Genomic DNA, 21,696 nt, shown 5'->3' with positions numbered 1-21,696 from the left:
GGGGCTTTGCGATGGCATCCGCGAATTGTTAGCTCGCTTCACGCGTCGCCCCTGTGCGGGGCGGCACCTACTTTTCTTTGCCGCCGCAAAGAAAAGTAGGCAAAAGAAAGCGGCTCACACCGCCAGTGCTTGACGTTTGCCCACGGGCCCCCAACGGCCCCACACTTCGCACGGCAACCACGTGACCCACGTGCGTTGCCAACGCTCTCTCTGTACGCCTCACCCGCTTCCTATACCCCGCGTCGCAGCACGCCGTACCACACAATCCACCGCCGCCCAGGTGGCAAACTGTGTGTAGGTTGTCGCATCGTATAGGGTGGCGCTCTTACCGGCTGGGACGCGTGCGCTATCGGTCCGGAGTGATGCGTGCGAGGGACCACGGCCTACACACAGTTTGCCACCTGGGCGGCACATACCATTCGCTGCCGCTTGACCGGGTACGGGTAATCGGAGCGGGTGAGGCGTTTAAACGATGCGTTTGCAACGAACCTATGCAAGCGCGCTGCCGTGTGAAGGATGGGGACATTGGGGGCCCGTGGGCAAACGTCAAGAATTGGCGGTGTGAGCCGCTTTCTTTTGCCTACTTTTCTTTGCGGCGGCAAAGAAAAGTAGGTGCCGCCCCGCACAGGGGCGACGCTTGAAGCACGCTAACGCATCGCGGATGCCAGCTCAAAGGCTGAAAACACCGAACGGCAACGCGTGAAGCGCGCTAACAATTCGCGGATGCCCGCACAAACACCGGCAAACCACCCAGCGTCGCAGACAAACCCCAAACCCCAAACCCCAAACCCAAAACCCAAAACCAAACCCCAACAAAAACCGCCGGAGGCACACCTCCCCATAGCCGCCTCCCGTTTTTTGTGTTTTACTTTTCGTCACAAACAACAAAAACAAAGCAAAAACAGCACCCCAACCGTACCGGACCCTCCAGCAGGCCAGCGGTAGCAAGTGAACATCGGGCCCGAGCCGGTCTCACCCCACCCGGGGCTCAATAAAAGAGCGTCCCTAGGAGACAGTTCATGGCGATCAGCATCAGTCTGACGGTGAACGGTTCACCCGTTACCGCGAACGTCGAGCCGCACACCCTGCTTGTCCAGTTTCTACGAGAACAATTGCGGCTGACAGGAACGCACGTCGGCTGTGATACCGCGCAATGCGGCGCGTGCACGATTCATCTGAACGGCCGCGCAATCAAATCCTGCAACATGCTCGCCGTGCAGGCAGAAGGCCAGGAAATCACCACGATCGAAGGGCTGTCGAAAAACGGCGAACTGCACCCGATGCAAGCCGCTTTCCGCGAGTGCCACGGCCTGCAGTGCGGCTTCTGCACGCCAGGCATGGTCATGAGCGCGACCGCGCTGGTCACAACCAATCCGAACCTCACGGAAGACGAAGTGCGCCGGCAGCTCGACGGCAACCTGTGCCGCTGTACGGGCTACCACAACATCGTCAAAGCCGTCGTTCAGGGCGCAGCCGGCATGCAGGCCGACGCGTCTTCGAAAGCCGCCGCGAACGTCTGAGGAGCCCGCCATGAACGCACCCGATTCGCACCGCATGGTGGGTACGCCCGTCAGGCGCAAGGAAGACTATCGCTTCCTCACCGGCAACGGCCAGTACACCGACGACATCGTCCTGCCCGGTCAGACCTACGCCGTATTCCTGCGCTCGCCCCACGCGCACGCGCGCATCACACGTATCGACACCACCGCCGCGAAGCAGTCGCCCGGCGTCGTCGCGATTTTTACCGGCGCCGATCTCGCCGCCGAAAATGTCGGCGGGCTGCCGTGCGGCTGGCTGATCCACAGCATCGACGGCAAACCGATGCACGAGCCGGCGCACCCTGTGATTGCGCATACGAAAGTACGCCACGTCGGCGACCAGGTCGCGATCGTGATCGCCGATTCGGTGAAAGCCGCAAAAGACGCCGCCGAACTGATCGAAGTCGACTACGCCGAACTTCCAGCCGTGATCGACACGGTGCACGCCGCCGACGCGGGCCAACCCGCCGTCCACGACGAAGTGCCCGACAACACCTGCTACACATGGGGCCACGGCGACAAAGCCGCCACGGACGCCGCGTTCGCCAAGGCGCATCACGTGACGACGCTCGATATCGTCAACAACCGCCTCATCCCCAACGCGATCGAGCCGCGTGCCGTCAACGCCAGCTACGCGCCGCAGGATGACAGCTACACCGTCTATGTGGCCAATCAGAATCCGCACGTCGAACGGCTGTTGATGGCGGCGTTCGTGCTGGCGCTGCCGGAATCGAAAGTGCGCGTGGTCGCGCCGGACGTCGGCGGCGGCTTCGGCTCGAAGATTTTCCTGTACGCGGAAGACGTCGCGCTGACGTGGGCGTCGAAGAAAATCCGCCGCCCTGTGAAGTGGACGGCAGAGCGTTCGGAGGCGTTTCTATCGGACGCGCACGGCCGCGATCACGTGACGAAAGCCGAACTGGCCATGGACGCCGACGGCAAGTTCCTCGCCATGCGCGTGCACACGATCGCCAACATGGGCGCGTACCTGTCGACCTTCGCCTCCAGCGTGCCGACCATCCTCTACGCGACGCTGCTAGCGGGCCAGTACGCGACGCCCGCGATCTACGCCGAAGTGAAAGCGGTATTCACAAACACGGTGCCCGTCGATGCGTATCGCGGCGCAGGCCGTCCCGAGGCGACGTATGTGGTCGAACGCCTCGTCGAAACGGCGGCGCGCGACATGAACATGGACCCCGCCGAAATCCGCCGCCGCAACTTCATCCGCTCGTTCCCCTATGCGACGCCCGTCGGCCTGACATACGACACAGGCGATTACGAACCCTGTCTCGACCGTGCGATAGAACTCGCGGACGTCAAAGGCTTCGCCGCTCGCCGACAGGAATCGGAGAAAAACGGCAAACGGCGCGGACTCGGCTACTCGTGCTACATCGAAGCGTGCGGTCTCGCGCCGTCGAACATCGCGGGCGCGCTCGGTGCGCGCGCGGGCCTGTTCGAAGCGGGCGAAGTACGCGTGCATCCGACGGGCTCCGTCACCGTCTTCACCGGCTCGCACAGTCACGGCCAGGGGCACGAGACGACGTTCGCGCAGGTCGTGTCCGACCGCCTCGGCGTGCCGATCGACAACATCGACATCGTCCACGGCGACACCGGGCGCATTCCGTTCGGCATGGGCACGTATGGCTCGCGTTCAATCGCAGTCGGCGGCTCGGCGATCATGAAGGCGCTCGACAAGATCGAATCGAAAGCGAAGAAGATCGCGGCGCATCTGCTCGAAGCATCGGCGGATGACATCGAGTTCAAGGACGGCACGTTCCGCGTCGCCGGCACCGACCGCACGAAGACCTTCGCCGACGTGTCGCTCGCCGCCTACGTGCCGCACAACTATCCGCTCGACAAGCTCGAGCCCGGCCTCGACGAAAGCGCGTTCTACGATCCGACCAATTTCACCTATCCGGCGGGTGCGTATATCTGCGAAGTCGAAGTGGACGTCGAGACGGGCGAGACGCGCATCGAGCGCTTCACGGCCGTCGACGACTTCGGCAACGTGATCAATCCGATGATCGTCGAAGGACAAGTGCACGGCGGTCTCGGCCAGGGCATCGGCCAGGCGATGCTGGAGCGCTGCGTGTACGACAAGGAGACCGGCCAGCTGCTGTCCGGCTCGTACATGGATTACGCGATGCCGCACGCGTCCGATCTGCCGTCGTTCACCGTCGAAACCGCGAAAGGCACGCCGTGCACGCACAATCCGCTCGGCGTAAAGGGCTGCGGCGAAGCGGGCGCAATCGGTTCGCCGCCCGCCGTGATCAACGCGATCATCGACGCGCTCGCGCCGCTCGGCGTCAAGGATCTGCAGATGCCTGCCACGCCGCATCGCGTGTGGTCCGCGATCCACGCTGCACAAAACTCACGTCCTTGAGCGGAGGCCGACATGTATTCATTCGACTATCAACGTGCTGCCGACCCGAAAAGCGCCGTGTCCATCCTGAGCGCCGACAGCGAGGCGAAGTACCTGGCAGGCGGACAAAGCCTGCTGCCGACGATGCGCCTGCGTCTCGCGCAGCCGTCGAAGCTGATCGACGTCACGCGCATCCCGCAGTTGAAGGAGATTCGCGTCGAGCCGACCAAAGTGACGGTCGGCGCGGCCGTCAGTCATGCGGACGTCGCAAGTCACGCCGACGTGCAGCGCATATTGCCGGCGCTTGCGTTCCTCGCGGGTCATATCGGCGACCGGCAGGTGCGCTCGCTCGGCACGATCGGCGGATCGATCGCGAACAACGATCCCGCCGCGGACTATCCTGCCGCCGTGCTGGGCCTCGACGGAACCGTCGTGACGGACCGGCGCCGCATTTCCGCGGCGGATTTCTTCGTCGGTATGTATGAAACCGCGTTGCAGCCCGACGAACTGATCGTCGCCGTCGAGTTTCCGGTGCCGGAGAAAGCCGCGTACGAGAAGTTCAGGAATCCCGCGTCGCACTTCGCGCTGACGGGCGTGTTCGTAGCGAAGACGGCCGGTGGCGTGCGGGTTGCGATCACGGGCGCGGCGTCGTCGGTGTTTCGCGCGACGGACATGGAGAACGCGCTCGCCGCGAACTTCACGGAAGCCGCCGCACGCGGCGTGACGATCGCGCCGGACGACCTCAACACCGACATGCACGCGAGCGCCGAGTATCGCGCTCACCTGATACCCGTGCTGACGGCGCGTGCGGTGCGAGCCGCAAACGGCTAGCGGACGCGGCGTGCGACGCGTTTGAGCACCCGAGGCCCGGCGCGTCCGGGCCATTTCGTTTGTCGGGTTTGTCCGGCTTGCTCAGCGTTCGAGCAATGCAAGCCGATGTGCCAGGGAGAATCATGCAGCCCGCTTCAATCGACGACACCCTCGCCCAGCTCAATGCGCAAGGCTACTTCGCCAGCCGCGAACTGGCGACTGCGCTCTTTCTCGCGCTGCGCATGGAACGGCCGCTGTTCGTCGAAGGCGAGCCGGGCGTCGGCAAGACGGAACTGGCCAAGGCAGCGGCGGGCATGCTCGGCACGTCGATGCTGCGGCTGCAATGCTATGAAGGGCTCGACACGGCGAGCGCACTGTACGAATGGGACTATCCGCGGCAGATCATGGCGCTGCGGCTCGCCGAAGCGGCCGGCGAGAAGCCGGACAGCAGCACGCTGTATCGCGGCGAGTTTCTGTTGAAGCGGCCTCTGCTGCAGGCGCTCATGCCAGACGAGCATCATCCCGGCGCGCGGCGCGTGCTGCTGATCGACGAAATCGACCGCGCCGACGAGCCGTTCGAGGCATTCCTGCTCGAACTGCTATCGGACTTCCAGGTGTCCATTCCCGAGTACGGCACGGTGCGCGCCGAGCATCCGCCGCTCGTCGTGATGACGTCGAACCGCACGCGCGAAGTGCACGACGCGTTGAAGCGCCGCTGTCTGTATCAGTGGATCGGTTATCCCGAGCGCGAGCGCGAACTGGCGATCGTCGCGGCGCGCGCGCCTGAAACCGGCGCAGCGCTGCAACGCCGCGCCGTCGATTTCGTGCATCGGCTGCGCGGCATGGATCTGTTCAAGGCGCCTGGCATCGCGGAGACGATCGACTGGTGCCGCGCACTCGCCGCGCTCACCGTCACCGAACTCGATCCGCAATCGGTGCAGGACACGCTCGGCGTACTGCTCAAGTATCAGGACGATCTCGCGCGACTCGACGCCGAACAGATCCGCCAATGTCTTGCGGCGGCGGAGTAGCGTCGATGATGCCCGTCAGCGATCCCGGTTCCGCGACGCTCGCGCGCAACGTCGTGCACTTCGTGCGGCTGTTGCGCGGCGCAGGCCCGCCGATGTCGCCCGCACAGGCGGTCGATGCGCTCGAAGCGTTGCGCTGGATCGATCTCGACAGACGCGACGATGTACGCGCGGCGCTCGCCGCGTTGCTGTTGCGCGCGCCCGACGAGCGCGACCTTTTCAACGCCGCGTTCGATCTTTTCTGGCGCGATCCCGATTGGGAAGGCAAGCTGCGCGCATTGCTGCTGCCGAAGGTGACGAGCGGCATCCCGCCGCCCAAACGGAACAACCGGCTCGCCGATGCGCTCGCCGCGCATCACGCGAAGCAGCGCAAGCAAACCGCGCAAGCCGCCGACAAAGAGCAGCATGAACTGCACGCGCACGTGACGTTCAGCGCCGAAGAGCGCCTGCGTCATCGCGATTTCGACACGCTTACCGCAGACGAATGGCGCACGCTGCGGCATCTGATTCGCGCGCAGCGTCTGCCGCTCGCGATGGAGCCGACGCGCCGGCTGAAGGCGGCGTCGCGCGGCACGCATGCGGATCTGCGCGCGAGCGCGCGGCATGCCGTGCGCGCGGGCGGCGACTGGACGGTGTGGAAATATCGCGCGGTGGTCGCGCGCAAACCGCCGCTCGTGCTGCTGCTCGATATTTCCGGCTCGATGAGCAGCTATTCGCGCGCCGTGCTGTACTTCTGCCATGCGCTGCTGCAATCGCGCGAACGCTTGCAGGTGTTTCTGTTCGGCACGCGTCTCACCAACGCGACGCGCGCGCTAAAAGAACGCGATCCCGATGTCGCGATTGCCGCGCTTGCGGATCAGGTGGTCGACTGGTCGGGCGGCACGCGCATCGGCGCGGCGCTCGCCGAATTCAACCGCCGCTGGGCACGCAGAGTGCTGACAGGCAGGGCGACCGTGCTGCTTGTCACCGACGGCCTCGATCACGAGGCGATCGACGTGCTCGAAACCGAAATGGCCCGCCTGCGCCGCTTCGCGCATCGCATCGTGTGGCTTAATCCGTTGTTGCGTTACCGCGAGTTCTCGCCGAAGGCGCGCGGCGTGCAGGCGATGCTGCCGTTCGTCGATGCGCACAAGCCGGTTCACAATCTCGACAGCCTGGCTGCATTCGGCCGCGATCTCGCGCAATTGACGCGCGTGTCCCGCGATGCCGCAGGGGCTGCGATATCTGGAGGAGCGACGTCATGGAGCTGACCGAAACCCACACGCTGCCCGTGCCGCAGCAGCGCGCATGGGAAGCGCTGAACGACACGGAGATTCTGCGCGCATCGATTCCCGGCTGCGACAGCATCGAACCGGACGGCGAGAACGCGTACGCCGTCGCATTGAGCGCGGCGGTCGGACCCGTAAAGGCGCGCTTCAAGGGCCGCATGGAACTCACCGATATCGACGCGCCTCATACCTATACGATCGTGTTCGAAGGACAGGGCGGCGCGGCTGGCTTCGGTAAAGGGCAAACGCACGTGACGCTCGAACCCGACGGCGACGACGCGACGAAGCTCACTTACACGGCGACGGCGCAAGTCGGCGGCAAGCTTGCGCAGATCGGCTCGCGGCTGGTCGATGGCGCGGCGCGCAAGCTCGCTGGCGAGTTTTTCAGGCGCCTCGGCGAGCAATTGACGGGCGGCGGTGGCGGCGTGCAGGCAGAATCCGTCGAATCAGGCGACACTGCGAATCCTGTCGAAGACAGCGAAGCTGCCACCGACAGCAGTGGCGAGGAACCGAAGAGGAAGAAATCATGGACAGCGTGGATCTCGAAGTCCTGAAGTCCAGCGCGCGCTGGCTCGAACAGGGACATCGTGCGCTACTCGTGACGGTCGTGAAGACGTGGGGCTCGTCGCCGCGTCCCGAGGGCGCGATGCTGGTCGTGCGCGACGATGGCGCGGTGGTCGGCTCGGTGTCGGGCGGCTGTATCGAAGACGATCTGATTGATCGCGTGCGTCAGCGCGGAATCGAGCAAACAAAGCCCGAAGCCGTGAAATACGGCATTTCGGCTGAAGAAGCGCATCGTTTTGGTTTGCCGTGCGGCGGCACCATTCAGCTCGTGCTGGAGCCTTTGACGGAGGCGAGCGGCATCGCCGCGCTGTGCGATGCCGTTGAAGATGGACGGCTCGTTGCGCGCACGCTCGATATGGAAACGGGTGTCGCGCGTTTGGGTCCCGCACAAGCAACGGATGGCGTCGACTTCGACGAAAAACGTCTGCTGACGATACACGGCCCGCGTTACCGGATGCTGGTGATCGGCGCCGGGCAACTGTCGCGCTATCTGTGCAATATCGCGGTCGGGCTCGATTATCAGGTGACGGTGTGCGATCCGCGCGAAGAGTACACGGATGAATGGGACGTGCCGGGCACCAAGGTCGTTCGTACGATGCCCGACGATACCGTGCTCGAAATGAAGCTCGATGAGCGCTGCGCCGTGATCGCGCTCACCCATGATCCGAAGCTCGACGATCTAGCGCTGATGGAGGCGTTGAAAACGCCTGCGTTTTATGTCGGCGCGTTGGGTTCGCGGCGCAACAACGCGGCGCGGCGCGAAAGGCTCAAGGAGTTCGATCTCACCGAGACGGAACTCGCAAGACTGCATGGGCCCGTGGGGATTTATATCGGCAGCAGAACGCCGCCTGAAATCGCTGTGTCGATTCTTGCCGAAGTCACGGCGGCCAAGAATGGCGTGTCGCTGCCAACGCTGCTGCAAGTCGAAGGTGCCAAGGCGGCGCGTGAGATTGCGGCGAGTGGTGGCGCGGCTTGTAGTATTCCACAGTAGCTTTTCAACTGGATTCGAACGCGACTCAGGCACGGTTCGCGTTCGAATTCCCCGATTCTGTCGACCGGTTCACATCACCCCACACACTACCGCCGCCACAATCGACCCGCCAACCAGCACGACACCCACGGTCCGTCGCTTGTTGAGTTCCGTCCACAGCAGCACGCCCGTCAGCGAAAGCAGAATCAGACTGCCCGCGATCGTATCGATCAACAGCACCCAGCCGACGCTCAAGCCAACGCCCTTATGCAGGTTGTTCATCGTGCCGAGAAACGAGTTTTGTGTGCGCTTCACCGACACGAAGCCGTTGCCCACCCAATACTCGGCCTGCACGTTCTGCCCCGGCGCGGCGATCCCGATCTGCCAGAACTCCGGCTGTACGGCGCTTTGATCGCCCCATGCCACCGGGTGCGCGGGCTCGCGCCGCGCCCTGCCCGGCTTGCCGTCGATATGCAGTTCATCCTTCAGCCAGTGCGCCATCTCGCCGGGCGACTTGAAACCCTTCTGCGGCAACGCGATCTGCAACTGCTCGACCTGTGGCTCGCCTGACGACACCTTCAGCGGTCCCGCGCGGTGATTCAGCAGAAAGCCCGTCACACCAAACAGCAGCCCGAGCACGGCGCCCCATAGCCCGACCCAGCCGTGCACCTTGCGCAGCCACTTGATGAAATTCGCGCGCCGCGAGCGCTGACGCCGCGCGGCCAGTTCGTCCGCGTCCAGCTGCTGGACGGCGGCGGACATCCCGCCCGCGCGGGCGACAGGCTTCAGTTCGATCGATTCGGGCGCGTTCATCGTGTTCCTGGCAAAGCGGGTCGTGCGCTGCCGACGTGCGGCAACGTTGGAATGGAAACTGGAAATGTCGTTCGGAGCGGAACGACGGATGTCCGAAGCTCGCCTGCCGCAAGACAGGCGGCAGCTACGGCATCCAGGCAAAAGCAGGATGGTCACCGAAGAGCTGGCTGGCCTGTCTCAGCTCGTTTCTCGCATGGGACCAGAGCCAAGCGCTAAAGCGCTAACTCTGGTCGACAGAGGAGAAGACGACAATTCGCTGGCGACGCCCTTCAGATGAGAATGACTATCATTACATAGAATGTGATTTCTTTCAATCCCGACGGCTCGGCCCGGCGTCCGGAAAAAGATGCCGTTGTGTGCGGTTTGCCCGCTTGACACAAATGCCGTGTGATTTTGAACTGTGAGATGCGACAGAACTAGACCAATTCCTTCGGACGCCTGATTCCCCATGCGCCTTTTCACGATCTTCCGTATCGCGATGGCCTGTTGCGCCTTCTGCACAGGCGCAGCCCGCGCTGCCGACCAACCGGCCGACAACCCGGGCCTGACGACACCGAACGCCGCAACGGCCACGCCCATCGAGCCATACACGAACGAACGCGAAACGCAGACCTTCACGGTGAACGCCGACGGCTCCTACACGAAGATCGACGAAATGACGCTGCGTGTGAACAACGAAGCGGGCGTCGCGCGCGTCGCGCAGTACTACATCTGGTTCAACCGCAACATGGCGAGCGTCGACATTCTGGAGGCGTATACGACATCCGCCGACGGCAAACGCCACGACGTGCGACCCGAGCAGATTCGCGACGTGCAGGAAGCGCGTTCGTTCGACGCGCCGATGTTTCAGGACATCCTCGAAAAGGTGATCGTGTTTCCCGCCGTCGAACCGGGTGCGCGCGTGCACCTGAAGTATCGGAAGACGCAGATGCAGCCGATCGTGCCGGGCCATTTCAGCGACTTCACGCCGCCCGATCTCGCACCGACCCATCACTTCCGCCTCGTCTACGACCTGCCCGCCGGCAAGCCGCTTTACGCCGATGCACGCGGCTTCGTCGCGCTGCCGCCGTCGACGAAAAACGGCCGCACGCGTTATGAGTTCCGCTACGACAAGGCGCATTTCGCGCGGCTCGAATATGGATCGATTGCGTATGTGAGCTATGGCGACCGGCTAATGGTCTCGACGTTTCCCGACTACGCCGCGTTCGCCGCGAAGTACCGCGAATCGGCCGTCGATGCGAGCGTCAACGACCCGGCGATCGTCGGACTGGCCCGCTCACTCACCGCCGGCGATCCGACGCCGCGTGCCAAAGCCGGGACGCTCTATGACTGGGTGCGCAAGAACGTGCGCTATGTCGCCGTCAACATTGGACGCGGTGCGGTCGTGCCGCATCGCGCGACCGATATCCTCACACTGCGCTACGGCGACTGCAAGGACCACGTCGCGCTGTATGGCGCGCTGCTCGACGCCGTCGGCATTCGCAACGAACCGGCGCTGATCAGTAGCGGCACGATCTACACGCTGCCCGACGTGCCCGGCTACGGCGTGTTGAATCACGTGATCACGTGGCTGCCCGAACTTCAGCTATACGCCGATTCGACCGCGCCGAACGTCGAGTTCGGCTATCTGCCGTCGACCGACATGAACCGCCCCGTCGTGCTCGTCAACGACGGCGTGCTGTCGCGCACACCGTCGACGGCCACGATGTCGCGCACCACCGATCTGTCGATCAACGTCGCGCGCGATGGCTCCGCGACCTTCGTCTACCGGCTGGAATCCGCGGGTTGGGCCGCCGAGCAGGGCCGCGCGCTGCTGCGCATGCAAACGCCCGCGCAGCGCGAAGAGTCGCTGCAGGCGGAACTGCGCTTCGTGAACCTCTCGGGAACGGCAACGCTGTCGACCAGCAACCTCAACGCGACGGACGGCCCACTGTCGCTCACGATGAAAGGCAAACTTGAAGACTTCGTCGTGCCTGGCACGGCCGCGTCGATTCCGGCGCTCACGAGCTTCGTCGGCGGATTTCAGTCGGACGCGCGCTACTGGCTCGGCGAACGGCAGCGCACGCAGCCTTTCGTGTGCCGCAATGTCGAGTTGCACGAGCGCACGCAGATTGCGCTGCCCGCAAATTTTCGCGTGCTTGATGTGCCGGAAGCGATGGCCGCGCGAAACCTTTTCATCGACTACCGCTCGACGTATTCGTATGACGCGAGTACGAATGTCATCTCGGTGACGCGTGACGGGACCACGCGTTTCGCCAGCGAAGTCTGCTCGCCTGAAGATTTCACGCAGATGCGCGCGGGCATCGAAACGATTGGCCGCGACGTGCGCGCGCAAGTGATCGTGCGCTCGACGCTTGCGGATGCGGCGCGCGGCGCGTCCGCGACGCTCTCGGCGCCACCGCGTGTGATAGCCGGATCGCCGGTCCGCGTTCAATCCGCCGACTGACGATCGCCCCACACGCTCAAGCATCACACCGGCCAGAGCGGCCCTTCCTGCATCGCACCGATCTGCTCGCGCAACTCGAGGATACGGTCTTCCCAATAGCGCTGCGTGTTGAACCACGGGAATGCGACGGGAAACGCCGGATCGTCCCAACGACGCGCGAGCCACGCCGAGTAGTGAATCAGCCGCAAGGTCCGCAACGCTTCGACCAGATGCAGTTCGCGCTGATCGAAGTCGCAGAAGTCCTCATAGCCCGCGAGCAGATCCGTCAACGCGCGCGACGCCTCGTTGCGCTCGCCCGGAAGCAGCAGCCACAGGTCCTGAATGGCGGGGCCCATGCGGCTGTCGTCGAAATCGACGAAATGCGGGCCGGCGTCGGTCCACAGCACATTGCTCGGATGACAGTCGCCGTGCATGCGCAACTGGCGCACGTCGCCCGCGCGTTCGAAGGCCTGCTCGACGCCTTCGAGCGCCATGTTGACAACGGCTTCCCACGCGACGCGCACGTCGGCGGGCACGAAGCTTTGCGAGAGCAGATAGTCGCGCGGCTCGTAGCCGAAGGTATGGATGTCGAGCGTCGGACGCGCCGCGTAGTTCACCGTTTGCCCAACGGCATGAATGCGCCCGATAAACCGCCCGAGCCATTCGAGCGTGTCCTTGCGGTCGAGATCGGGCGCACGGCCGCCGCGCCGCTCGAAGATGGAAAAGCGGAAGCCGTCGAATGTGTGCAGCGTTCGGCCGTCGAGCGTGCGCGCCGGCACGGCGGGAATCTCCCGCTCGCACAGTTCCGCGACGAAGGCATGCTCTTCGAGAATCGCTTCGTCGGTCCAGCGCTGCGGCCGATAGAACTTCGCGACGACAGGCGGCCCGTCTTCGACGCCGACCTGATACACGCGATTCTCGTAACTGTTGAGCGGCAGCATGCGCCCGTCCGTGCGCACGCCTACCGTGTCCAGCACGCTATCGAGCGCATCCAGCACGACTTCCGGCGTAAGGCGGGCAAAGGGAACGGCATGGCCGTCCTGCGGGGTGGGAATCTCGGGAGTGTCTTCGTTCATGCCCGCATTGTGCGCCGTGCCGCGCGCAAAAACGAGCGTCAGTGTCACTCGGGATGCGTCGACCGCTCAGCGGCGCCGCATCCCGTCAATCACGACAGCAGGCAAGACAACCGCGATCAATGTATCTGCGCGCCAGCGGGGCGGACGAATTCGCCCGTGTCAATCAGATCTTCGAGGAAAAAGGGTTCCGTGTTCAGTATCTTCGACGTCCCCGGCTCGCCGGCGTACCACGCCACCATCGCCATGTCGCCGAGAATGCGCATCACGATCCCGCGCGCACCTTGCGGCACGGCGATATGCACGGATCGAACAATAGAACCGACTTGCATGATGTTTCCCCGTTCTCCCAATTGCCGGCTTGTTTGGGACTGCGCCGGTCAACGTGATGATAAAAGCGCCGCGACATCCGGATGGTTGCGTGCGCACCTGAATCGAAAACCAGGGGCCAGGATCGACTCGCATCCCTTCCGGCACACATCGGCCAATGCGAACCCCTCAGCCCCATTGTTGCCCTTTTGGGCGCTTTGGCAAAGTAAAAAGTAAGTCCTGGTGAGGTATCCGTCCGGTCAATTCGACTTACGAAACCCTGACTGTAACGACCCGTAACAGGCTCATCATAAACCGGACCGCGCGGTCGTCTCAAAAATGTCGATGTAAGCTACGATACGCGCTATATTCCTCTCGCGCACGCCCGGCCTGGGCGCCTCGCGCAATGCTGCTCGCTGCCGCCAGAAGCAGCGGCTCCCGCCCTCACCGGACCGCCCCGTTCATGTGGATCGTTCGTCTCGCGCTGCGGCGCCCCTATACGTTTGTCGTGCTCGCGCTGCTGCTGCTGATCATCGGCCCGCTGACGATCCTGCGCACGCCTACCGACATCTTCCCGAACATCGACATTCCCGTGCTGTCGGTGATCTGGACGTACAACGGCCTGCCTGCCGACGAGATGGAAAAGCGCATCGTGCTGAACTACGAGCGGGGGCTATCCGTCGCGGTGAACGATATCGAGCACGTCGAATCGACTTCGCTGAACGGCATCGCCGTCGTCAAGATTTTCTTCCAGCCGCACGCGAACATCAACGAAGCGCTCGCACAAGTCACGGCGCTGTCGCAAACGCAGCTGCGCTCGCTGCCGCCCGGCATCACGCCGCCGAACATACTGCGCTACAACGCGTCCACGGTGCCGATCCTGCGGCTGTCGCTGTCGTCGCCGTCGCTCACCGAACAGGAACTGTTCGACTACGGTAATAACTTCCTGAAGACGCAGCTCGCGACCGTACCGGGCGCGTCGGCGCCGCTGCCGTACGGTGGCAAGCAGCGTCAGATCATGGTCGATATCGATTCGCGCAAGCTGCAGGAGCGCAATCTGTCGCCGATGGATGTGGTGAATTCGATCACCGCACAGAACCTGATCGTGCCGACGGGCACCGCGAAAATCGGCTCGACGGAATACTCGGTGCAGATGAATGCGAGTCCCGATTCGCTCGCAGGCCTGAACAACATTCCCATCAAATCGGGGCCAAACGGCACCATCTACATTCGCGACGTCGCGCATGTGCGCGACGGTTATCAGCCGCAGACCAACATCGTGCGCGTGGACGGCCAGCGCGCATCGCTGCTCACCATCAACAAGAGCGGCAACACATCCACGCTGGAAATCGTCGATCGCATCAAGACCATGATGCCGGCGCTGCGCAATCTCGTGCCGGAGTCGCTGAACATCGATCCCGTCGCGGACCAGTCGCTGTTCGTGCGCGCTTCCGTGCAAGGCGTGCTGCGCGAAGCACTGATCGCCGCGTGCCTGACGGGCCTGATGATTCTGCTGTTCCTCGGCAACTGGCGCGCAACGCTGATCATTGCGGTGTCGATTCCGCTGTCGATGATCACGTCGATCATCGCGCTGTCCGCGCTCGGCGAAACGATCAACATCATGACCCTGGGCGGGCTGGCGCTCGCCGTCGGTATTCTGGTCGACGACGCGACGGTCGCGATCGAGAACATCAGTCACCAGCTCGAACAGGGCAAGAACCTCGAACAGGCGATTCTCGACGGCGCGCGTCAGATCGCGATTCCAACACTGGTTTCCACGCTGTCGATCTGTATCGTGTTCGTGCCGATGTTCCTGCTGACGGGCGTCGCGCACTATCTGTTCATTCCCCTCGCCGAAGCCGTCGTGTTTGCCATGCTGGCTTCGTACTTCTTCTCGCGAACGCTGGTGCCGACGCTGGCGAAGTATCTGCTGCGCCATCACCATCGTCCCGCCGACTTCCATCATTCGCATGAAACGCGCAACCCGTTCATGCGAGTGCACCTCGCGTTCGAGCGCGGCTTTGCGAATGTGCGCGGGCGTTATCGTGCGTTTCTCGTGGCGCGCGTTGCGCGATCCGGCATCTTCGTGACTGGCTTTCTCGCGTGCTGTCTGCTGTCGCTGCTGCTGATGCCGTTCCTTGGCCGCGACTTCTTTCCTGCCGTCGATGCCGGCACGATCGCGCTGCATCTGCGCGCAAAGACGGGCATGCGTGTCGAAGAAACGGCCGTCGTCACCGATCGCGTCGATGCGCGCATCCGCGAGCTGATTCCGCGCGACGAACTGCATTCGATCATCGACAACATCGGCCTGCCCGTATCGGGCATCAACCTGTCCTACAGCGCGACGGGCACGATCGGCACCTCGGATGCCGACATCCTGATCAGCCTGAACCCCGATCACAAGCCCACAGCCGAGTACGTGCGCACATTGCGCCGCACGCTGACCGACGAATTCCCAGGCGTGCAGTTCGCATTCCTTCCTGCGGATATCGTCAGTCAGACGCTGAACTTCGGCATGCCGTCGCCGATCGACGTTCAGATCGTGGGGCGCGACGTGCCGGGCAATCGCGCGTTCGCCGCGACGCTGCTCGACAAACTGCGCGCGATACCGGGCTTTGCGGATGCGCGCATCCAGCAGCCGTCCGATCTGCCGCGCATCTTCGTCGATGTCGATCGCACGCGCGCGCAACAGGCGGGCTTCACGCAGAAGGACGTGGCGAGCAATCTGCTGATCACGCTGTCCGGCAGCCAGCAGACCACGCCGACGTTCTGGCTCAATCCCCGCAATGGCGTCAGTTACAACGTGATAACGGAAGCGCCGCAATACACGATCGATTCGCTGCAATCGCTCGCGAACATCCCGCTGAACGCGAACGGCCACACCAACATTCTCGGCGCGCTGTCGACGATGCGACGCGAAGCAGGCAACGCCGTGCTCACGCACTACAACGCGCAGACCACTATCGATATCTACGGCACCGCCGACGGCCGCGATCTCGGCGCCGTCTCGGACGATATCCAGAAGATCATCGCCGACACCAAGGCACAATTGCCGAAGGGCTCGTCGATCGAATTGCGCGGCCAGGTGCAGACGATGAACGACTCGTTCTCGGGCCTGTTCACCGGCCTCGTGTTTGCGATCGTGCTGGTGTATCTGCTGATCGTTGTGAATTTTCAGTCGTGGCTCGATCCGTTCATCATCATCACGGGTTTGCCGGGCGCGCTGGCGGGTATCGTGTGGATGCTGTTTCTCACACATACCACGCTGTCCATTCCGGCGTTGACGGGTGCGATCATGTGCATCGGCATCGCGACGGCGAACTCGATTCTCGTCGTCAGCTTCGCGCGCGAGCAGTTGCTCGAACACGGGGATGCAACACGCGCCGCGATCGAAGCGGGCTTCACGCGCTTTCGCCCCGTGCTGATGACGGCGCTCGCGATGGTGATCGGCATGGTGCCGATGGCCATCGGCCTCGGCGAAGGCGGCGAGCAGAATGCGCCGCTCGGGCGCGCGGTGATCGGCGGGTTGACCATCGGCACAGTTGCGACGCTGGTGTTCGTGCCCGTGGTGTTTTCGATGATCTATCGACGGCTGTCTGGAAGACGCGCACGCGCTGCCGCGCATGTGGTCCAGAAGCCGCAATAAGGTGGCCGACGTGGCCACGGTCATAACAACGATGCGCAAGCACAGTATCTGGAGTTCCGATGGAAGGGAATCGTCCTGATGAGTCCGCGCCGCACGGGGAAGGCCCGCGCAGCTCATCGAAACGTTCGCGCTGGATCGTGATCGGTGCAGCACTCGTCGTGCTGGCGCTCGCCGCGCAGGGTATCTGGTCGCGTCACGAAGCGCACGCGGCACTTGAACGCGACGCGCAGCATTCCGCGCAACTCGCCGTGGAAGTGATCAAGCCGAAAAAATCCGCGGCCGCGCTCGATCTCGTGCTGCCCGGCAACGTGCAGGCGTTTCTCGATACGCCGATCTACGCGCGCACCAACGGCTATGTGAAGAAGTGGTACGCGGATATCGGCGCACACGTGAAGGCAGGGCAACTGCTCGCCGAAATCGACACGCCCGAAGTCGACGACCAACTGAAGGCGGCGAGCGCCGATCTCGCCAACGCACAAGCGACCTACGCACTCGCCAAAAGCACCGCTGACCGCTGGTCGGAAATGCTTCGCAGCAATTCCGTCTCGAAGCAGGAAACCGACGAAAAGGTCGGCGACATGCTCGCAAAGAAAGGCACGCTCGACGCGGCACGCTTCAACGTCGCGCGGCTCGAAAAGATGCAGTCGTTCCAGAAGGTCTACGCACCGTTCGACGGCATCGTGACCGCGCGCAACGTCGACGTCGGCGCGTTGATCGACGCGGGCAGCTCCGGCGGCCCGGCGAAGGAACTGTTCCACCTCGCTCAGGCCGACCGGCTGCGCGTCTACGTCAACGTGCCGCAGGCTTACGCGCAGGAAGTGAAGGCGCAGCAGACCGCGTTTCTGACGCTCACCGAAACGCCGGCCAAGCACTATCCGGGGACGGTCGCGCGCACGTCGGGCGCCGTCGATCAACAGCAACGCACGATGCTCGTCGAAGTCGACGTCGACAACCGCAACGGCGATCTGCTGCCGGGCGCTTATGCGCAAGTGCATTTCGCGCTGAAATCGCAGGCGGCCGCGCCGTACACGCTGCCGGGTAACGCTTTCCTGTTCCGTCCGGACGGCGTGAAAGTCGCCACCGTCGATGCGCAGCAACGCGTGAAGCTCGTCAAGGTATCGCTCGGCACCGACTACGGCACGCGCGTCGCCATCGCCTCCGGGCTGACGGGCGACGAGCAGGTGATTCTGAATCCGCAGGATTCGATCGTCGATGGCGCTGCGGTGCGCATCGTGCATCCGAAAGCGAGCGGCGCGGCGGGTGCTTCAGGCGCTTCAGGCGCTTCGGGCACCTCTGGCGGCTCGTCGTCGCCGCAAAGCGAGCAGACTGCAAAGGCACAAGAGTGAGCACGTATCGCATGCGTCTTCGTTCGGTGGCTTTCGCGCTGGTGAGCGTGAGTCTCCTTGCCGCGTGCACGGTCGGCCCCGATTACAGGCGGCCCGCGACCGCAACGGCCGCCACGTATAAGGAACTCGAAGGCACCGGCTGGAAAATGGCCGAACCCGCCGACGCGCGCATCCGCAGCGCCTGGTGGGAGGTCTACAGCGACCCCGCGCTGAATGCGCTCGAACAGCAGGTCTCCAGCGCGAACCAGAACGTGCAGGCCGCGCAGGCGCGTTTCCGCGCGGCGCGCGCGCAGGTCGAGCAGTTCCGCTCGCAATTCTTCCCTGTCGTCACCGCGAACGGCGGCTACTCGCGTGCGCGGTCGTCGGAGAACGTGAAGTTCAAATCGACGGCGGGCAAGACGCTCGACGACTGGATCGTCGGCGCGGACGCGACCTGGGAGCCAGACTTGTGGGGCCGCGTGTCGCGCAGCGTCGAAGGCGCGCGGGCCAACGCGCAGGCAAGCGCCGCCGACGCGCAAAGCGTGCTGCTGTCGATGCAGGCCGAACTCGCGACGGATTATTTCGAACTGCGCGGCATCGACCGCGAACGGCAACTGCTCGACGACACGATCGCCGCCTACAAGGAAGCCGTCGAGCTCACGCAGAACCGCTACAAGGGCGGCATCGCCACCGACGCCGATGTCGCGCAGGCGCAGACGCAGTTGCGCACGACGCAGGCGCAATTGATCGATCTCGGCGTGCAGCGCGCGCAACTCGAACATGCAATCGCGATCCTGACCGGCCAGACGCCTTCGACCTTCTCGCTGCCGGTTGCGCCGCTCGTCGCCGTGCCCGCCGTCGCGCCCGTCGGCGTGCCGTCGACGCTGCTCGAACGGCGCCCCGATATTGCCGCCGCCGAGCGGCAGATGGTCGATCTGAACGCGCAGATCGGCGTCGCAACGGCGGCGTATTTCCCGAATCTGATTTTGTCGGTGACGGGCGGACTGGAGGCGACCAACTTCAGCGATTGGCTGCTTGCGCCCGCCCGCTTCTGGTCGCTCGGACCGACGCTCGCCGGCACGCTGCTCGACTTCGGCGGACGCGCCGCGAAAAAAGCCGAAGCCCAGGCGAACTACGACGAAGGCATCGCGCAGTACCGTCAAACGGTGCTGACGGCGTTCGGCCAGGTCGAAGACAACATTGCTGCCTTGCGCGTGCTCGAACAGGAGGCGCAGGCGCAGGACGATGCGGTTTCGGCCGCGCAGCGCTCGCTGGCGATCGTGTCGAACCGCTACAAGAACGGCGCGATCACGTATCTCGACGTGGTAGTCGCGCAAACGACGGCGCTCGCCAACGAGCGCCAGGCGGTCTCGATCGCGCGCCGCCGGATGGCCGCGAGCGTCGCGCTGATCAAGGCGCTCGGCGGCGGCTGGGACGCGACCGCATTGCCCACCGACGAACAGCTCACGCACCCCGATGCCGCCGGTCAACCCGCGAGCGTGCCCAGCGCGACGCGCGGCTGACACGGCTCGTGTTCCATTCCGGTTGCCGGATTCGACGACGTGGTACGCGCAATCGGCGTATCGTTGACCCTTCGCGCCTGTTGCACGCGTGTAGCGCGCGAGTCTCTGCGTCGTTTCAATCGTTTCCGGGAGTTTTGTTGTGACCGCATCGTCGGACCCGAGTCGGCCCGCTGATTCATCGTCTTTCGCTTCATCTTCTGCAACCTCCTCCACCGGCGCGCCATATCTCGAGCGCGGCACGCGCGCCTACTGGCGCGCCAGTCTTGCGCTGCTGTTCGCGGGCTACGCGACGTTCTCGCTGCTCTATTGCGTGCAACCGCTATTGCCCGCGTTCTCCGCTTCATTCGACGTCAGTCCTGCGCAAAGCAGCCTGTCGCTGTCGCTGACGACGGCGGCGCTTGCGCTCGCTGTTTTCATCGCGGGCTTCGTGTCGGAAGGATGGAGCCGCCATCGGTTGATGACGGCTTCGCTCACCGCTTCGTCGCTGCTGACGCTCGCGGTCGCATTCACGCCGCAATGGCATGCGCTATTGTTGCTGCGCGCGCTCGAAGGGCTGGCGCTCGGCGGCGTACCCGCCGTCGCGATGGCGTATCTGGCGGAAGAAGTGCATCCCGACGGCCTCGGTCTCGCGATGGGCCTTTATGTGGGCGGCACGGCGATTGGCGGCATGGCGGGGCGTGTGATTACGGGGGTCGTCGCCGATCTGTTCTCGTGGCGCGTCGCGATCGGCACGATCGGCGTGCTCGGCATTCTGTCGATGCTCGCGTTCCGCTCGCTGCTGCCGCCCTCACGCCATTTCGTCCCGCGCCGCGGACTTGGCTTCTCGCATCACCGCACGGCGCTCGTGAAGCATCTCGGACGGCCTGGTCTGCCGCTGTTGTTTCTGATGGGTTTCGTGCTGATGGGCAGCTTCGTCACGCTCTACAACTACATCGGCTACCGGCTGCTCGCGCCGCCGTTCGCGCTGAGTCAGACGGCCATCGGCGGGATCTTCGTCGTGTATCTGACGGGCGTCGTCGCGTCGCCGTGGTCAGGGCGCATGGCCGATACGTTCGGGCGCGGGCGCGTGTTGATCGGCAGCATCGTCATCATGCTGTGCGGTCTGCTGTTGACCGTCACACAGTCGCTTGCACTGATCGCGTGCGGGATTGCGTGCGTGACGTTCGGCTTCTTCGCCGGGCACGCGGTGGCGAGCGGCTGGGTCGGACGGATCGCGAAGGAAGCGAAAGGCCAGGCGGCCGCGCTGTATCTGCTCGCGTATTACCTCGGATCGAGCATCGTCGGCTCGTATGGCGGGCGCGTGTGGGCGGCTTATGGGTGGACGGGGGTGGCGGCGCTCGTCGGCGGATTGCTGGTGATCGGTATCCTGGCGTCGGCGCGGCTGCGCGTCCGAGAGCGCGTCGGCATGGCGTAAGCGCGCAATTTCCGCCCGCGTTTTTCACCTTTTCACCGATAAAACGCATATTCAGAAAGGTCAGCGTAAGCGGGCGTTCGTATCGCGCTGGATTTGACGCGTCGCCGTGTATATGGCGCAAAGCCTTGCGCCGCTTGGCTGCGCGGCGCGAGCGACAGAAGCTCGCGTGCGTTCCAGCCCACAAAACGCATCGATACCGTCTCCTATACTGGTAGTCAGGCGCGCCGCATGCAGTCGCGTCGGACGAGACTACAAAGGAGACAGGCATGCACTACTTCACGATCGGTGATTTCATTCTGGTCATTCCGATGGCGCTGGCCGGAGCGCTGTTCCTTGGCGCGCTGCCCTGCAAGACTGAGTTCAGGCACAACACGTTGAGGGTGCTCGGCGCGCTGCTGGGTGTGGTGTTTGCGGTTGTGCTGGTGGAAGGGCTACCCGCCCTGGTGTAGGTTTGCTTTTGTCTTCTTGTTTTTCATTCTTGTATTTGCGCGGGCTGATGGAGGGGCGGTTGTGGGCTGCGCGAGCTGGTTTGGTTTTGGTTTTGGTTTTGGTTTTGGTTTTGGTTTTGCCGTTGCCTTTGCTTTCGCTGGCATCCGCGAATTGTTAGCGTGCTTCACGCGTCGCCCCTGTG

At 63.9% G+C, this 21,696-nt stretch carries 16 protein-coding genes; 13 read left to right on the top strand and 3 right to left on the bottom strand.

Annotation, left to right across the window (positions count from 1 at the left end; all coding sequences use genetic code 11):
• Window positions 1–1,019: 1,019 nt before the first annotated feature.
• The 7 genes from KFO72_RS33430 to KFO72_RS33400 all read left to right on the top strand — a co-directional run bounded on the left by KFO72_RS33430 (window position 1,020) and on the right by KFO72_RS33400 (window position 8,558).
• Window positions 1,020–1,520 carry a (2Fe-2S)-binding protein gene (locus tag KFO72_RS33430; protein ID WP_054929448.1) on the top strand — a complete coding sequence of 167 codons (501 nt, stop codon included), beginning with the start codon at window positions 1,020–1,022 and terminating at the stop codon, window positions 1,518–1,520.
• 10 nt (window positions 1,521–1,530) lie between these two features.
• Entirely contained in the window at window positions 1,531–3,918 is a 2,388-nt protein-coding gene (locus tag KFO72_RS33425) for a xanthine dehydrogenase family protein molybdopterin-binding subunit (protein ID WP_054929447.1), read from the top strand.
• A gap of 12 nt (window positions 3,919–3,930) precedes the next feature.
• The gene (locus KFO72_RS33420) at window positions 3,931–4,728 is read left to right on the top strand and encodes an FAD binding domain-containing protein (protein WP_225033890.1); all 798 of its coding nucleotides are present in this window, start codon (window positions 3,931–3,933) and stop codon (window positions 4,726–4,728) included.
• Window positions 4,729–4,850: 122 nt separating this feature from the next.
• Window positions 4,851–5,738 carry an AAA family ATPase gene (locus KFO72_RS33415; RefSeq protein ID WP_054929445.1) on the top strand — a complete coding sequence of 296 codons (888 nt, stop codon included), beginning with the start codon at window positions 4,851–4,853 and terminating at the stop codon, window positions 5,736–5,738.
• A gap of 5 nt (window positions 5,739–5,743) precedes the next feature.
• On the top strand, window positions 5,744–6,985 hold the full coding sequence (locus KFO72_RS33410; protein WP_225033889.1) for a vWA domain-containing protein: 1,242 nt from the start codon (window positions 5,744–5,746) through the stop codon (window positions 6,983–6,985).
• Window positions 6,976–7,557 (top strand): CoxG family protein, encoded by a 582-nt coding sequence (locus tag KFO72_RS33405; protein WP_060599431.1) that lies wholly within the window; start codon window positions 6,976–6,978, stop codon window positions 7,555–7,557. The genes KFO72_RS33410 and KFO72_RS33405 overlap by 10 nt, the downstream gene beginning before the upstream one ends.
• Entirely contained in the window at window positions 7,530–8,558 is a 1,029-nt protein-coding gene (locus tag KFO72_RS33400) for an XdhC family protein (RefSeq protein WP_062915006.1), read from the top strand. The genes KFO72_RS33405 and KFO72_RS33400 overlap by 28 nt, the downstream gene beginning before the upstream one ends.
• Window positions 8,559–8,627: 69 nt before the next feature.
• On the opposite strand, the gene KFO72_RS33395 is transcribed toward KFO72_RS33400, so the two are convergent.
• Entirely contained in the window at window positions 8,628–9,350 is a 723-nt protein-coding gene (locus KFO72_RS33395) for a PepSY-associated TM helix domain-containing protein (protein WP_225033888.1), read from the bottom strand.
• Between the two features lie 448 nt (window positions 9,351–9,798).
• On the opposite strand from KFO72_RS33395, the gene KFO72_RS33390 reads away from it, so the two are divergent.
• Window positions 9,799–11,796 carry a DUF3857 domain-containing transglutaminase family protein gene (locus KFO72_RS33390; protein WP_225033887.1) on the top strand — a complete coding sequence of 666 codons (1,998 nt, stop codon included), beginning with the start codon at window positions 9,799–9,801 and terminating at the stop codon, window positions 11,794–11,796.
• A 23-nt stretch (window positions 11,797–11,819) separates the two neighbouring features.
• Here KFO72_RS33390 and KFO72_RS33385 read toward each other — a convergent pair whose 3' ends face one another.
• Together KFO72_RS33385 and KFO72_RS33380 are read right to left on the bottom strand one after the other, a co-directional pair.
• Entirely contained in the window at window positions 11,820–12,851 is a 1,032-nt protein-coding gene (locus KFO72_RS33385; protein WP_225033886.1) for a serine/threonine protein kinase, read from the bottom strand.
• Window positions 12,852–12,967: 116 nt separating this feature from the next.
• Window positions 12,968–13,180, bottom strand: a complete 213-nt coding sequence (locus KFO72_RS33380) for a hypothetical protein (protein ID WP_007582104.1) — start codon at window positions 13,178–13,180, stop codon at window positions 12,968–12,970.
• A gap of 440 nt (window positions 13,181–13,620) precedes the next feature.
• Here KFO72_RS33380 and KFO72_RS33375 point away from each other — a divergent pair, with 440 nt between their 5' ends.
• From KFO72_RS33375 to KFO72_RS33355, 5 genes are all read left to right on the top strand, one after another.
• On the top strand, window positions 13,621–16,803 hold the full coding sequence (locus tag KFO72_RS33375; RefSeq protein ID WP_225033885.1) for an efflux RND transporter permease subunit: 3,183 nt from the start codon (window positions 13,621–13,623) through the stop codon (window positions 16,801–16,803).
• A 59-nt stretch (window positions 16,804–16,862) separates the two neighbouring features.
• The gene (locus tag KFO72_RS33370) at window positions 16,863–18,149 is read left to right on the top strand and encodes an efflux RND transporter periplasmic adaptor subunit (protein WP_176052174.1); all 1,287 of its coding nucleotides are present in this window, start codon (window positions 16,863–16,865) and stop codon (window positions 18,147–18,149) included.
• 11 nt (window positions 18,150–18,160) lie between these two features.
• Complete coding sequence (locus KFO72_RS33365) at window positions 18,161–19,651, top strand: efflux transporter outer membrane subunit (RefSeq protein WP_225033884.1); 1,491 nt, start codon at window positions 18,161–18,163, stop codon at window positions 19,649–19,651.
• A 139-nt stretch (window positions 19,652–19,790) separates the two neighbouring features.
• Window positions 19,791–21,065 carry an MFS transporter gene (locus KFO72_RS33360; RefSeq protein WP_060599437.1) on the top strand — a complete coding sequence of 425 codons (1,275 nt, stop codon included), beginning with the start codon at window positions 19,791–19,793 and terminating at the stop codon, window positions 21,063–21,065.
• 266 nt (window positions 21,066–21,331) lie between these two features.
• Window positions 21,332–21,514, top strand: a complete 183-nt coding sequence (locus tag KFO72_RS33355) for a hypothetical protein (protein WP_007582094.1) — start codon at window positions 21,332–21,334, stop codon at window positions 21,512–21,514.
• The last annotated feature ends 182 nt before the right edge of the window (window positions 21,515–21,696 follow it).

The organism is Paraburkholderia sp. XV (assembly GCF_020177535.1).
Lineage (GTDB): Bacteria > Pseudomonadota > Gammaproteobacteria > Burkholderiales > Burkholderiaceae > Paraburkholderia > Paraburkholderia caribensis.
Note: the sequence above shows the minus strand (reverse complement) of the source record. Positions and strands in the feature narration are given on the sequence as shown.